Origin of the sequence: Streptomyces argenteolus (assembly GCF_042902585.1) — a bacterium.
Taxonomy (GTDB): domain Bacteria; phylum Actinomycetota; class Actinomycetes; order Streptomycetales; family Streptomycetaceae; genus Streptomyces; species Streptomyces argenteolus.
Genome location: NZ_JBIBEG010000002.1, coordinates 276382 through 289168, shown reverse-complemented (window position 1 = coordinate 289168; position 12787 = coordinate 276382). Strand labels below are relative to the sequence as shown.

Here is a 12787-nt window from a genome sequence, read left to right as displayed (position 1 = left end):
CTGGACGCCCTGCTGCCCGGTGCCTCCGTTCCCACCGGTGGCGCCCTGCTCGGCAGGGCCCCGCCGGGCGGGGCCCTGTTCCGCCACGCCCTGTTTCTCCGCGCCCGCCACCCGTGCCTCCTGTACTCGCCCCGTCGCCCCGCCTGACCTACCGCATGTCCCCAACGCGGTCAGCAGCGGATTTCATCCTTCCGCAACAATTCTCGGCCGATGGTCCCAGGCGTGCCCCCGGGTGGTCCTAGGACCGCCGGGGTGAGGATGGCCGCTCGTACCGGGATCACGGGAATGGGGAAGCCGATGGCGAACGACCTCGACGCGGAGGCCCACCTCTGCGGCCGGCTCTACGCGGCCCTGGCGGAACTGGAGAGGCTCGGCGAAGGCGGGAACCACTCGCTCGGCAGGCCGGACGTCCTGCGGAAGCTGGCCCTGGAGCCGTCGAAGCACCTGACCAAGCACCTCCACCTGGCCGGGAAGTATCTGCTGGCCGCCAGGAACAGGGGACAGGGCGCGGCGGCGGCAGCGGTGTTCAGGTCTCTGCCGGATCTGCTGCCCGCCGGGAGGAACCTGCCGGGCTCCCTGCGCGACACCGCGCTCCAGGAGCGCTTCCACGAGGGCCGCGCGGCGCAGGAGGCGGCGCTCGGCAAGGCCGGAGCCCGGTGAACGGGGCCCGGTGAACGGAGTGCGGCAGGGCCCGGGGCGTCGCGCCTCCAGGCCCTGCCGCACGGGGTCCGCTACAGGTGCGTCGGCTCGAACATCTTCAGCAGCGCGGGGAGCACCACCACCGACGGGCCCGGGGCGGCGAGGGCCTTGCCGAGGTCGGCGGCCAGGCTCTGCGGGCTGGTGAGGACGGCGGGCACGCCGAAGGACTCGGCCAGGGCGACGAAGTCCGGGCGGGACAGCTCGGTCGCCGTGGCCTCGCCGAAGGCGCCCGTCATGTACTCCCGCAGGATGCCGTAGCCCCCGTCGTCGACGATCAGCCAGGTGACGGGCAGGTCGTACTGGCGCACGGTCGCCAGTTCGGCGATCGAGTACATCGCGCCGCCGTCACCGGAGACCGCGAGCACCGGCCGCGTCGGATCGGCGGCGGCGGCGCCGATCGCCGCCGGGAAGCCGTAGCCCAGACCGCCCGCACCCTGCGCCGAGTGCATCGTGTTCGGGTGGCGGGCGTCGAAGGCGGACCAGGCCCAGTAGGCGAGGATCGTCATGTCCCAGAAGCTGGGCGAAGTGTCGGGCAGCGCCTCACGCACGGAGGCGAGCACCTGCTGCTCCAGCGCGAGGTCCTGGGACGAGATCCGCTCGTGGACCCGCTCCAGCAGCGCCCGGACCCGCTCGGCCGCGGTGTCGTCCCGGCGGGGCTCCACCGCCTCCAGGAGGTCGGCCAGGGCCTCGCGGGCGTCGGAGTGGATGCCGAGGGCGGGGTGGTTGGACTCCAGCTTCCCGGCGTCGGCCTCGATCTGGATCACCCGGCCGCGCGGGGCGAACGTGTGGTAGTTCGAGGAGAGCTCCCCGAGCCCCGACCCGACGACCAGCAGCACGTCCGCGGATTCCAGGAAGTCCGTGGTGTACCGGTCCTCCAGCCAGGACCTGAGCGAGAGCGGGTGCTCCCACGGGAAGGCGCCCTTGCCGCCGAAGGTGGTGACGACGGGGGCGTCGATCTTCTCCGCGAGCGCGCGCAGTTTCCCGGCCGCGTCGGAGCGTACGACCCCGCCGCCCGCGATGATCACCGGGCGCTCGGCGTGGGACAGCAGGTGGGCCGCCGCGAGGGTCAGCTCCGGGCGCGGGTAGAGCTCGCGCGGGGTGGCGTCGAGCGCGCTCACCACGGGCAGGACGGTCTCCGCGAGGAGCACGTCCTGCGGGACCTCCACCCAGACCGGCCCGTGCGGGGCGGTGAGGGCGGACTCCCAGGCGGCGGCGATCGCGGAGGGGATCTGCGAGGCGGTGCGCACGGTGTGCACGGACTTCACGACGTCCCGGAAGGACGCCTTCTGGTCGCGGAGCTCGTGCAGATAGCCGTGGCGCCCGCCGCCGAGTCCGGCGGTGGGGATCTGGCTGGAGATCGCCAGCACGGGCGCGGACGCGGCTGCCGCCTCCTGGAGCGCGGCCAGGGAGGTGAGCGCGCCCGGACCGGTGGAGAGCAGCAGGGGTGCCACCTCTCCGGTGATACGCCCGTAGGCGTCGGCGGCGAAGCCCGCGTTGTTCTCGACGCGCAGTCCGACGTACGAGAGCGAGGAGCGGCGCAGCGCGTCGAACATGCCGAGCGCGTGCTGCCCCGGCAGCCCGAAGACGGTGGTGGCGCCGAGTCCCTGGAGGGTCTCGACCACGAGGTCTCCGCCGTTGCGGCCGGCCGGCGGGTTCAGGGCCGCCTCGGCCTGCGCGGCGGTGAGCTGCGGGCGGTCGTCGTGGTCGTGACTCACTGGGTGCGGCCCTCCGCGATCTGGCGGGACATGATCGTCGTCAGCTCGTACGCCGTGTGCGAGGCGGCGACGGAGGTGATCTCCGCGTGATCGTACGCCGGGGCGACCTCGACCAGGTCGGCCGAGACGAGGTGGCAGGAGGAGAGCCCGCGCAGGATCTCCAGGAGCTCGCGCGAGGTGAGGCCACCGGCCTCGGGGGTGCCGGTGCCGGGCGCGTGCGCCGGGTCGAGCACGTCGATGTCGATGGAGATGTAGAGCGGACGGTCGCCGATGCGCCGGCGCAGCTGGTCGGCGATCTCGTCCACGCCGCGGCGCATGACGTCGGCCGAGGTGACGATGCCGAAGCCCATCTTGGCGTCGTCGGTGAGGTCCTGCTTGCCGTACAGCGGGCCGCGGGTGCCGACGTGGGAGAGCGCCTCCGTGTCGAGGATGCCCTCCTCGACGGCGCGGCGGAACGGGGTTCCGTGGGTGTACTCGGCTCCGAAGTAGGTGTCCCAGGTGTCCAGGTGGGCGTCGAAGTGGAGCAGGGCGACCGGGCCGTGCTTCTTGGCGACGGACCGCAGCAGCGGCAGCGCGATGGTGTGGTCGCCGCCGAGCGTCATCAGCCGGGCGCCGGTGCCGAGGAGCTCGTCGGCCGCGGCCTCGATCGTCTCGACGGCCTGGTTGATGTCGAAGGGGTTCGCGGCGATGTCACCGGCGTCGGCGACCTGCGCGAGCGCGAACGGGGAGGCGTCCTGCGCGGGGTTGTACGGGCGCAGGAGGCGGGAGGCCTCGCGGATGGCGTTGCCGCCGAAGCGGGCACCGGGGCGGTAGGAGACACCGGCGTCGAAGGGCACGCCGACGACGGCGACGTCGGCGGAGCCGACCTCGTCGAGCCGCGGCAGCCGGGCGAACGTCGCGGGTCCGGCGTACCGCGGGACGCGGGAGGAGTCGACGGGTCCGCGCGGCGTTTCGTTGCTGCTCATGGGTCCGGGTGCCTTTCGTTCAACGATGCACGCCTTGTGGGCGTTGATACGGTATTCAGTCTTTCAGGGGGCGGACGCGGGTCCGCCCTTCGAGGTGGGGACGGACCCTGCGGCAGGGGGCCGGTCCGCCCCTGCGACGAGGAGAGCCCCGCGGTGCGGGGGCCCTCTCCGGCACGCAGTGGTCAGACGGTGACCGGGTCCGGGGTGGCCGGGTCCTCGGTCCCCCGGCCGGCCAGCCGTTCGCGCCAGGCGGCCAGCACGGCGGCGTCGGTCGGCCTGGTCGCCAGCGATACGGCGACGTACACGGCGAGCGAGGCGAGCAGCCCGTAGTAGACCGGCTCGTTCGCGAGGATGCCGTAGCCGGCCATCAGCCCGATGACCGCGACGCCGCCGACGACGACGGCGGCCAGCGCGCCCGCCGCCGTGCCCCGGCGCCACAGCAGGCCGCCGAGGATCGGTACGAGCAGCCCGCCGACCAGCAGGTTGTAGGCGACGGTCAGCGCCTCGACGACGTCGTTGAGCGCGATGGCGATCACGATCACGGCCACACCCATGAGGAGGATGAACGCCCGGTTCCCCTTCACCTCGTCCCGCTCCTCGCCGCCGCCCCCGGCGACCGCGCCCCGCAGCCGCGACCAGATGTCGTTGTTGGCCACGGTGGCGCAGGCGATCAGCGCCCCGGAGGAGGTGGACATCACCGCGGCGAGCGCGGCGGCCAGCACGAGCCCGCGCACACCGACCGGCAGCTCGTCCTTCACGATCGTCGCGAACGCCGCGTCCGCGCTGGGCAGCTTCGGGTACATCACCTTCGCGGCCGTCCCGATGACGGCTCCGGCGACCGCGTACACCAGGCAGTAGGTACCGGCGACGGTGCCGCCCCAGCGGGCCGTGCTGTCGCTGCGCGCGGTGAACACGCGCTGCCAGATGTCCTGGCCGATCAGCATGCCGAAGGTGTAGATCAGGACGTACGTGAAGATCGTCTCGCCCCCGATGCCCAGCGGGTCGAAGTACTCGGTGGGCAGCTGCGCCTTCATCTCGCCGAAGCCGCCCGCCTTGATCACCGCGATCGGCAGGAGGAGGAGCAGCACACCGATCGTCTTGACGACGAACTGCACCATGTCGGTGATCGTGATCGACCACATGCCGCCGAGGGTCGAGTAGGCGACGACGATGGTGCCGCCGAGGATGATCGCGACGGTCCGGTTCACGTCGAAGAGGACGTCGAAGATGGTGGCGTACGCGATGGTCGACGTCACCGCGAGCATCAGGGTGTACGCCCACATGACGACGCCGGAGATGATTCCGGCCCTGCCGCCGTAGCGCAGGTCGAGCATCTCGGAGACGGTGTAGACCTTCAGCCGGGCGATGCGGGCCGAGAAGAACACGGACAGGGCGAGCAGCCCGAGGCCGATCGTGAAGACCATCCACGCACCGGAGAGGCCGTACTGGTAGCCGAGGCCGACGCCACCGATGGTCGAGGCACCGCCGAGGACGATCGCGGCCATCGTGCCGGAGTACATCCAGGGGCCGAGCCGCCGCCCGGCGACCAGGAACTCGCTCTTGGACTTGGCACGGCGCATGCCCCACCAGCCCATGGCGAGCATGCCGGCCAGATAGACGACGATCACCGCGTAGTCGACAGCCATGGGCTTTCCTCCGTCTCGTTTCCGTTCGAGGGCGCGTGTGGACACGACGGTAGGTGGCCGGAAGCCGACGCTGAAGTGTACGTTTCCTCCATCCTCACCACGATGAATGGATGAATCGTCCATGCCGGACTCCCCCGCAGGGCCCCCGTCCCCGCCCATCGCCCTGGCCGAACTCCTCGGCCGGGAGGAGCTGGGGCTCCGGCGGATCGCCGGTCCGGACCACGCGGAACTGCTGTGGGTGCACACCACGGAGATGGCCGACCCGTATCCGTACCTGCTCGGCGGCGAACTGGTGCTGACCGCCGGTGTCCAGCTCGCGGAGGCCGACACCTATGTGGCCCGGCTGGTCCAGGCGGGGGCGGCGGCGCTCGGCTTCGGGGTGGCGCCGGTGCACGACACGGTGCCGGAAACCCTGGTGGAGGCATGCGAGCGGCACGGGCTGCCGCTGCTGGAGGTCCCGCCGGAGACGCGCTTCGCCGCGGTCGCGCGGGCGGTGTGGCGGCTCATGGCGGAGGCCCGGCACCGCGAGCTGCGCCGGGTGACGCGGGCGCAGCAGGCCCTGGCGACGGCGGCGGCCCGGCCCGACCCCGTGCCCGCGGTCCTGCGCCAGCTCGCCGTCCAGCTGGAGGGCAGGGTGGCGCTGCTCACGGCGGACGGCGAGGTGCTGCACGCGGCGGGAGGGCGTACGGCGCCCGACGTGCGGGCGGCGCTGGCGCGGCTGGCCCGGGTGGTGGCGCCGGCGCGGCCCGCGCCCCCCGGCTCCCCTGCCCCGCCCGCCACGTCCGCCTCACCCGCCGTCCCGGCCTCCGCCCCTGCCCCGGCCGCCTCCTCCGCCCGGAAGCAGAGCCCGTCATCGGCGACCGACGCGCGCGGCGGGAGCCAGTTGTCCGCGTACGCGCTCGGCGGCGCACAGGGCCTCGCCCTCGTCCTGGCGACACCCCGGCGCGAGTCCGGCGACCACACGGTGGCCGGTATCGCCGTGGTGCTCCTCTCGCTGCTCACCGCCCCGCACCAGGGCGCGGACGCGGCGGGCCGCTCGGCGGCGCTCGTACGGCTGCTGCTGGGGGCCGCCCCGCACGAGGTGGCCCCGCTGCTGGGCGGCGGGGACTCCTGGACGGTGGTGCACGCCCGGCGCACCGACGGCACCCCGGCCGACACCCTGACCGCCGGCGCGCTCGCCGCCGCGCTGGACTCCGCCCTGGCCGACGTCGAGCGGGAGACCGTGCGGGTCCTGCTGCCGGGCGGCCACGAGGTGGTCGCGCAGCCGGGCTGGACGCTCGGGGTCTCCGAGCCCGCCCCGCCCTCGGCCCTGCCCCTGGCCGACACCCAGGCGGCCCGCGCCCTGGGTCACGCGGAGGCCACGCGCGCCGCCCTGACCAGGCACCGTCCGGGCATCGGAGGCCTGGCGGGCCTCGTCCCCCCGGACCGCGCCGAGGCCCACGCCCGCGCCCTCCTGGCCCCGCTGACCGAACCGCTGGGCGAGACGCTGCGCTGCTGGCTGAGCCTCCACGGCAGCTGGGACCGCACGGCGGTGGCCCTCAAGGTCCACCGCAACACCGTGCGCCAACGCATCGCCCGGTGCGCGGCGCTGCTGGACGTGGACCTGGACGACATGGACGTACGGACGGAGCTGTGGTTCGCGCTACGGCAGCGCTGACCGGGGCGGAGGCAGTCGTTCCCACGGGCTCGGTAGATCCGAGGCAGTCGTGCCCACGGGTCCGGTGACGGAGATCCGAGGCAGTCGTTCCGGCGGGTCCGGTGACGGAGATCCCCAGCATGGCGGCGAAGCGGCGCCGCGTGGGGGCAGCGATCACCGGTGGCGGCCGTTCCCCCGGCGGGCGAAAACGACGAGCCCGGGGGCGGTGGGCCCTGCCAGGATGGGCGCGCCCCTCCACCTCGCCCGAAGGACGTGACACCCATGGCCCGCGCGGTCACACTCATCAGGTCGGCCTCCCTCTCGGACGTGGCCGATTACGCCTACGCCGCCACGGCACCCGCGGACGCGCGGCTGGTCTTCCTCGCCGGATCCTGCCCACTGAACGAGGACGGTTCGACGGCGGCGGTGGGCGACTACGCGGGCCAGGCGGCCAAGGCGTTCGACAACATGCGCACCGCCCTCGCCGACGCGGGCGCCTCTCTGGAGGACGTCATCAGCACGCGGGTGCTCGTCGCGTCCTCACAGCAGAAGGACCTCGTGACCGCTTGGGACGTGGTCCGCGCCGGTTTCGGTGACCACGACGCCCCGAGCACCCTGCTGGGCGTGACCGTCCTCGGCTACCACGACCAGCTGGTGGAGATCGAGGCCGTGGCGGCGGTGCTCGACGCCTGACCGCCCGCCGGATCAGCCCGCCCTCGTGCGGGGAGGGCGGCGAGACGCCCGACGTGGCTCTCCACGCTCCGGCGCCACCGCGCGCGGCTCCGCCAGGCGGGCATCCCCCGGCGCCCACCGGACCGAGGTGACCACGCGGTCGCCGAGCAGGTCGCTCGCACGGTCGAGCAGAACGCGGGCCCTGCCGACCGCACGCGCTCGATGCGGTGCGCAGATCCGGGAGACGGATCTGCGCACCGCGCAGGCTCACCGGTGTGCGGGTCCTCCTCGACGGGGACACCGGACGCCGGCGAGCCGGCCTGCCCGTCCCTCAGGACCTCCGACGCACAGGCGCCGCAGGCCCCTTCAGTCCCGCCCGGGCAGACCGCGCAGCTCCTCCAGCGCCTCGAACACGGCGTCGGACGGGAACAACCGGGTCCGCCCCGGTTCGCCCGGGAGGAGCAGCACGTAGTGCTCGGCCAGGAAGGACAGGTCCCCCCACGGTTCGAGCCGGTGGGCGCGGGCCAGAGTCCCGGGGCAGCCGGTGCGGGTGATCCAGGGGACGACGAGCAGGCCCTCCAGTGCCTCGGCTCCGACGGACCCGCCCGGCAGCGGGGCCGCGTCGGCCGCCCCGATCAGCTCCAGCGGCGGCGTCCGGTCCTCCGGACCGCCTGCGCAGCGCGCCAGATCCGGGCCGAGCTCCTCCCGTACGGACCAGGCCTCGGTCAGCACCGAGATCTCCGCCCGCGCGGTCCCGCCGAGGGGCGCACCCCGGGCGAGCAGACCGGAGACGATCAGCTGGAGCGCGCCCTCCTGCTCGCCGATCCCCCTGCAGTCCAGGGCCGCGTGTGCCTCGTCGGGCGGCAGCAGATCTGCGGCGCGCCGCCACAGAGCCGTCTCGCCTTTCTCGTCCTCGTCCATGCGGCCGGTCACCACTCCCTGGGGGCGATGAGTTCATCCACGTCCGCATCCACGAAGCCGTAGGCCGTGGCGACGGCCCAGAAGCTCTCGGCTATCTCCTCCCGGGCCACCGTCTCGATCTCACTCCCGGCCGCCTCGAACTCGGCCTCCAGGGCGTTGAACTCCCTGGTCGCGGCGTGCGTGAGCACGTACAGCGCGGTCAGGTCGGCCGGCCGGCCGGCCTCGATGCGTTCGCAGAGCCCGACCAGGACCGCTGTCCCCTGGTCGACCACGTGGTCGGGGTAGTAACCGTCCTCGTACATCCCCTTCAGGAACGCGTACTCCGCCATGCTCCGGTTCGTGATCGCCACGCCCGCCCCTCCCCGCCCTCGGTGCGGCCCCGTCCACCCGGTGACCGCGTATCCGATGGTGCACCACGGCACTGACAGAGCCGGGAGAACGGCACCGGGCGCGGGAGGGGCGTACGCCCTCTTCGCCGCCGGCGCTTCCCGTACCGGACGGGCCTCGCCGCCCAGGCAGGCGGGCCGCCGAGGAACTCACCGGCGGGCCGGTCCCCCGGGCCACGGACGGCCGGGCCCGCCCCGTGCGGCGGTCGCGGGCCGCCGGAAGCGGCGGGCGAGGGCCCTCACCGCACGAGGGAGGGGTCCCTCACCGCACGCGGGAGGGGTTCTCGTCCTCGTCCTCGTCGTCGCCCGGGACATGGACGTCGAAGACGTTGATGTTGATCTCGACGACCTCCAGGCCCGTCATCGTCTCCACCGCGTCGGTCACGTTGGCCCTGACCTTGTCCGCGAGTTCATGGATCGCGACGCCGTACTCGACCTCGATGTCGACATCGACCGCGGTCTGCTTCTCCCCCACCTCCACCTTCACGCCCCGCCCGCCGCCGGAGGACCCGCCCACGCGTCCCGCCACGGCGCCTATCGCCTTGGACGCGCCCCGGCCCACCGAGTGCACGCCCTCGGTCTCACGGATGGCGATCCCGGCGATGGTGGCCACCACTCCGTCGGCGATGGTCGTCCTGCCACGCGTCTTCTCGCCCGAGCCCTCGCCCGCGGTTCCGAATTCAGCCATGACTGCCTCACAGAGAGTTGGTGCGGCGAGGCTGCTCGCGTCCTCACCGGCTCTCATCTCACTGTGCGCCTGCCCGCCCTCCCCCGCCATCGAGGCACACACAGCGCTCCGGCCGGCCACGCTCCGCCACCGGCGGGCCCGGTTCCCCGCCCTCGGACCGCGCGTGCTCAGCATCACCCTGGACAGCCACCGTGACCGCCGGGTAACTTCTGAACCAGGACTGAGCAAGCGCTTAGCCACCGCGACCGACGCTGAAGCTGACACCAGGAGGCACCCGTGCGCCGTACGGTTTACAACGAGGACCACGAGGCGTTCCGGGAGACCATCCGCGCCTTCATCGAGTCCGAGGTCGTCCCCGTCTACGACGAGTGGTTCGCGGCGGGCCAGGCGCCCCGCGACTTCTACTACAAGCTCGCCGAGCTGGGCATCTTCGGCATCGAGGTGCCCGAGGAGTACGGCGGCGCGGGCGTGGAGTCCTTCAAGTTCGAGGCCATCCTGTACGAGGAGACCGCCCGCGCCGGCATCTCCTTCGGCGGTTCCGGTGTGCACGTCCTGCTCTGCCTGCCGTACCTCAAGGCGTACGCCACCGAGGAGCAGAAGAAGCGCTGGCTGCCGGACTTCGTCTCCGGCAGGTCCATGTACGCGATAGCCATGACCGAGCCGGGCACCGGTTCGGACCTGGCGGGCATGAAGACGACGGCCAAGCTCTCCGAGGACGGCACGCACTACGTCCTCAACGGCGCGAAGACCTTCATCACCGGTGGCGTCCACGCCGACAAGGTCATCGTCTGTGCCCGCACGGACGCCCCCAAGGCCGACGACCGCCGCCACGGCATCTCGCTCCTGGTGGTCGACACCAAGTCCGAGGGCTACTCGGTCGGGCGCAAGCTGGACAAGCTGGGCCTGAAGGTCTCCGACACCGCCGAGCTGGCGTTCGTCGACGTCAAGGTGCCCGTCGAGGACCTGCTGGGCGAGGAGAACAAGGGCTTCTCCTACCTCGGCCAGAACCTCCCCCAGGAGCGCCTGGGCATCGCCGTCGGCGCGTACGCGCAGGCGAAGGCCGCCGTGCGGTTCGCGCAGCAGTACACCCAGGACCGCACCGTCTTCGGCAAGACCGTCGCGTCCTTCCAGAACACCAAGTTCGAGCTGGCCGCCTGCAAGGCCGAGGTCGACGCGGCCGAGGCCGTCTGCGACCGCGCGATCGAGGCCCTGGACGCGGGTGAGCTCACCCCCGCCGAGGCCGCGTCGGCAAAGCTGTTCTGCACCGAGGTCGCGCACCGCGTGATCGACCGCTGCCTCCAGCTGCACGGCGGCTACGGCTTCATGAACGAGTACCCGATCGCCCGCCTCTACACGGACAACCGGGTCAACCGCATCTACGGCGGCACCAGCGAGGTCATGAAGTCGATCATCGCCAAGTCCATGGGCCTCTGAGAGCGCTACGTTCTCATCCATGAGCGCTGCACTCGACTCCCTGCTCGATCTGCTCGACCTCGAGCAGATCGAGCAGGACATCTTCCGGGGCACGAGCCGTTCGGCCGTCGTGCCCCGCGTCTTCGGCGGCCAGGTCGCGGCCCAGGCCCTGGTCGCCGCCGGACGCACGGCCCCCGACGACCGGGGTGCGCATTCCCTGCACGCGTACTTCCTGCGCCCGGGTGACCCCGGGGCACCCATCGTCTACAGCGTCGACCGGATCCGCGACGGGCGGTCCTTCACCACCCGCCGGGTCGTCGCCGTGCAGCACGGCAAGCCGATCTTCCACCTCTCGGCCTCGTTCCAGGTGCACGAGGAGGGCATGGACCATCAGGCCGTCATGCCCGCGGCGCCGGACCCGGAGACCCTGCCGACGACGGCCCAGATGCTGCCCCGCTACGCGGACCGCTTCACCGACCCGCGCATGGTGGACCGGCTGCTGGAGGCCCGCGCCGCCGTGGACCTGCGGTACGTCGACGCGCCGCCGTTCGCGACGGCGGGCGAGCCGCGCGAGCCGCGCTCCCAGGTCTGGTTCCGTACCCACGGCAAACTGGCCGACGATCCGCTGCTGCACGTCTGCATGGCGACGTACGTCTCCGACATGACCCTGCTCGACTCCGTGCTGCTCGCGCACGGGCGCGGCGGCTGGTCGGTCGGTGACGTGGTGGGTGCCAGCCTGGACCACGCGATGTGGTTCCACCGCCCGTTCCGCGCCGACGAGTGGCTGCTCTACGACCAGGAGTCGCCCTCGGCCTCCGGCGGACGCGGTCTCGGGCAGGCCAGGATCTGGACGGCGGACGGGAAACTGGCCATCACGGTCATCCAGGAAGGGCTCGTCCGCGTCCCGAGGGACTGAAGCGGCACAGTCGGACATACTGCCCACCATGGGTGACGAGCAGACCGAGGGCGGCGAGTCCACGTCCACCGTCGTCGTCGCGGCGGCGGCCAACCTCGGTATCGCGGTGGCGAAGCTGGTGGCGGGACTGATCAGCGGTTCGAGCGCGATGCTCTCGGAGGCCGCGCACTCGGTCGCCGACACCGTCACCGAGGTCATGCTGCTCACCGCGCTGCGGCGCAGCGAGAAACCCGCCGACGAGGACCATCCGCTGGGCTACGGGCCCGAGCGCTACATCTGGGCGATGCTCGCCGCCGTCGCGACGTTCGTCGGCGGCGCGGTGTTCTCCCTGTACGACGGGATCCACACCCTGCTCCGGGGCGAGGAGCTGGGTGATCCGCTCGTCTCGTACGTCGTGCTGGCGGTCGCGTTCGCGCTGGAGGGCTTCTCGCTGCGCACCGGCGTACGACAGGTGCGCGGCGAGGCCGCACGGCTCCGGATGCCCGCGCCTCGTTATCTGCGCCGGACGCCCGACACGGCGGTCAAGGCCGTGGTGCTGGAGGACTCGGCGGCTCTCACGGGACTGCTGCTGGCGGCCGGCGGCCTGCTCGGCGGGCAGCTGACCGGGTCCGGAGTCTGGGACGGCATCGCCTCGGTGCTCATCGGCGTCCTGCTGGTGTACGTGGCGTGGGTGCTCTGCCGGTCCAACGCCCAGCTGCTGATCGGCCGGCCGCTCCCGCCGGAGATGCGTGCCGGGGTACGCGAGGAACTGCTGTCCGTGCCGCACGTCGTCGAGGTGCTGGAGCTGACCACGCTGATCCAGGGGCCGTCGGAGCTGCTGGTGGCGGCCAAGGTCGACTTCCGGGACGCGTCGACGGCCGCCCAGATCGAGTGGGCGTGCGAGGAGGCGGACCAGCAGTTGCGGGAGCGCTACCCGTCGATCCGTCGGGTGTACCTGGACCCGACGCCCGGGCGCGCACAGCGGCGCGAGGCGCGCGCCGACGGCTGAGACGGGCGCCGGTGGAACGGCTGTGAGCCGGTCGTGCACCGAGCCGGCCGAGTGCTGCCGGAGGCCGGGGTCCGGGGTCCGGGCGAGGGGTAGGACCCGGCCGTCAGCCACGCCTGCCTTCGCCCGCCGAGGAGCACCCGCC

The 12787-nt window shown here is 72.8% G+C and carries 12 protein-coding genes; 6 read left to right on the top strand and 6 right to left on the bottom strand.

What is annotated here, in order from left to right:
- Nucleotides 1-297 precede the first annotated feature (297 nt).
- Complete coding sequence (locus ACFY8O_RS07960; protein WP_387899964.1) at nt 298-660, top strand: hypothetical protein; 363 nt, start codon at nt 298-300, stop codon at nt 658-660.
- Between the two features lie 71 nt (nt 661-731).
- Here the strand turns inward: ACFY8O_RS07960 and ACFY8O_RS07955 are convergent, their stop codons facing one another.
- From ACFY8O_RS07955 to ACFY8O_RS07945, 3 genes are all read right to left on the bottom strand, one after another.
- Nucleotides 732-2414 carry a thiamine pyrophosphate-binding protein gene (locus ACFY8O_RS07955; RefSeq protein ID WP_145801408.1) on the bottom strand — a complete coding sequence of 561 codons (1683 nt, stop codon included), beginning with the start codon at nt 2412-2414 and terminating at the stop codon, nt 732-734.
- Complete coding sequence (gene speB / locus ACFY8O_RS07950) at nt 2411-3379, bottom strand: agmatinase (protein ID WP_145801407.1); 969 nt, start codon at nt 3377-3379, stop codon at nt 2411-2413. Before speB ends, ACFY8O_RS07955 begins: the two co-directional genes overlap by 4 nt.
- A gap of 182 nt (nt 3380-3561) precedes the next feature.
- A complete protein-coding gene (locus ACFY8O_RS07945) occupies nt 3562-5025 on the bottom strand; it encodes a sodium:solute symporter (protein WP_387899962.1) in 1464 nt (487 codons plus the stop codon).
- Between the two features lie 121 nt (nt 5026-5146).
- Between ACFY8O_RS07945 and ACFY8O_RS07940 the strand changes: the two genes are divergently transcribed.
- Nucleotides 5147-6682 carry a PucR family transcriptional regulator ligand-binding domain-containing protein gene (locus ACFY8O_RS07940; protein ID WP_387899960.1) on the top strand — a complete coding sequence of 512 codons (1536 nt, stop codon included), beginning with the start codon at nt 5147-5149 and terminating at the stop codon, nt 6680-6682.
- A gap of 261 nt (nt 6683-6943) precedes the next feature.
- Nucleotides 6944-7354 (top strand): RidA family protein, encoded by a 411-nt coding sequence (locus ACFY8O_RS07935; protein WP_145801404.1) that lies wholly within the window; start codon nt 6944-6946, stop codon nt 7352-7354.
- Between the two features lie 345 nt (nt 7355-7699).
- Here the strand turns inward: ACFY8O_RS07935 and ACFY8O_RS07930 are convergent, their stop codons facing one another.
- The 3 genes from ACFY8O_RS07930 to ACFY8O_RS07920 form a co-directional block, all read right to left on the bottom strand.
- Complete coding sequence (locus ACFY8O_RS07930) at nt 7700-8254, bottom strand: hypothetical protein (RefSeq protein ID WP_387899958.1); 555 nt, start codon at nt 8252-8254, stop codon at nt 7700-7702.
- A gap of 8 nt (nt 8255-8262) precedes the next feature.
- Nucleotides 8263-8604: a DUF5713 family protein gene (locus tag ACFY8O_RS07925; RefSeq protein ID WP_387899956.1), complete on the bottom strand. Its 342-nt coding sequence runs from the start codon at nt 8602-8604 to the stop codon at nt 8263-8265.
- Between the two features lie 298 nt (nt 8605-8902).
- Entirely contained in the window at nt 8903-9328 is a 426-nt protein-coding gene (locus tag ACFY8O_RS07920) for an Asp23/Gls24 family envelope stress response protein (protein WP_145801400.1), read from the bottom strand.
- A gap of 276 nt (nt 9329-9604) precedes the next feature.
- Between ACFY8O_RS07920 and ACFY8O_RS07915 the strand changes: the two genes are divergently transcribed.
- The 3 genes from ACFY8O_RS07915 to ACFY8O_RS07905 are packed head-to-tail and all read left to right on the top strand — an operon-like array spanning nt 9605 to nt 12645.
- On the top strand, nt 9605-10762 hold the full coding sequence (locus tag ACFY8O_RS07915) for an acyl-CoA dehydrogenase family protein (RefSeq protein ID WP_356708294.1): 1158 nt from the start codon (nt 9605-9607) through the stop codon (nt 10760-10762).
- A gap of 19 nt (nt 10763-10781) precedes the next feature.
- Nucleotides 10782-11657 carry an acyl-CoA thioesterase II gene (gene tesB, locus ACFY8O_RS07910; RefSeq protein WP_145801398.1) on the top strand — a complete coding sequence of 292 codons (876 nt, stop codon included), beginning with the start codon at nt 10782-10784 and terminating at the stop codon, nt 11655-11657.
- Nucleotides 11658-11685: 28 nt separating this feature from the next.
- Complete coding sequence (locus ACFY8O_RS07905) at nt 11686-12645, top strand: cation diffusion facilitator family transporter (protein WP_387899953.1); 960 nt, start codon at nt 11686-11688, stop codon at nt 12643-12645.
- The last annotated feature ends 142 nt before the right edge of the window (nt 12646-12787 follow it).

What these genes read in the sequence shown, in the direction of transcription:
- tesB (WP_145801398.1), top strand. Translation starts at nt 10,782, where the DNA reads ATGAGCGCTGCACTCGACTCCCTGCTCGATCTGCTCGACCTCGAGCAG.
- speB (WP_145801407.1), bottom strand. Translation starts at nt 3,379, where the DNA reads ATGAGCAGCAACGAAACGCCGCGCGGACCCGTCGACTCCTCCCGCGTC.
- ACFY8O_RS07920 (WP_145801400.1), bottom strand. Translation starts at nt 9,328, where the DNA reads ATGGCTGAATTCGGAACCGCGGGCGAGGGCTCGGGCGAGAAGACGCGT.
- ACFY8O_RS07940 (WP_387899960.1), top strand. Translation starts at nt 5,147, where the DNA reads ATGCCGGACTCCCCCGCAGGGCCCCCGTCCCCGCCCATCGCCCTGGCC.
- ACFY8O_RS07960 (WP_387899964.1), top strand. Translation starts at nt 298, where the DNA reads ATGGCGAACGACCTCGACGCGGAGGCCCACCTCTGCGGCCGGCTCTAC.
- ACFY8O_RS07945 (WP_387899962.1), bottom strand. Translation starts at nt 5,025, where the DNA reads ATGGCTGTCGACTACGCGGTGATCGTCGTCTATCTGGCCGGCATGCTC.
- ACFY8O_RS07930 (WP_387899958.1), bottom strand. Translation starts at nt 8,254, where the DNA reads ATGGACGAGGACGAGAAAGGCGAGACGGCTCTGTGGCGGCGCGCCGCA.
- ACFY8O_RS07935 (WP_145801404.1), top strand. Translation starts at nt 6,944, where the DNA reads ATGGCCCGCGCGGTCACACTCATCAGGTCGGCCTCCCTCTCGGACGTG.
- ACFY8O_RS07905 (WP_387899953.1), top strand. Translation starts at nt 11,686, where the DNA reads ATGGGTGACGAGCAGACCGAGGGCGGCGAGTCCACGTCCACCGTCGTC.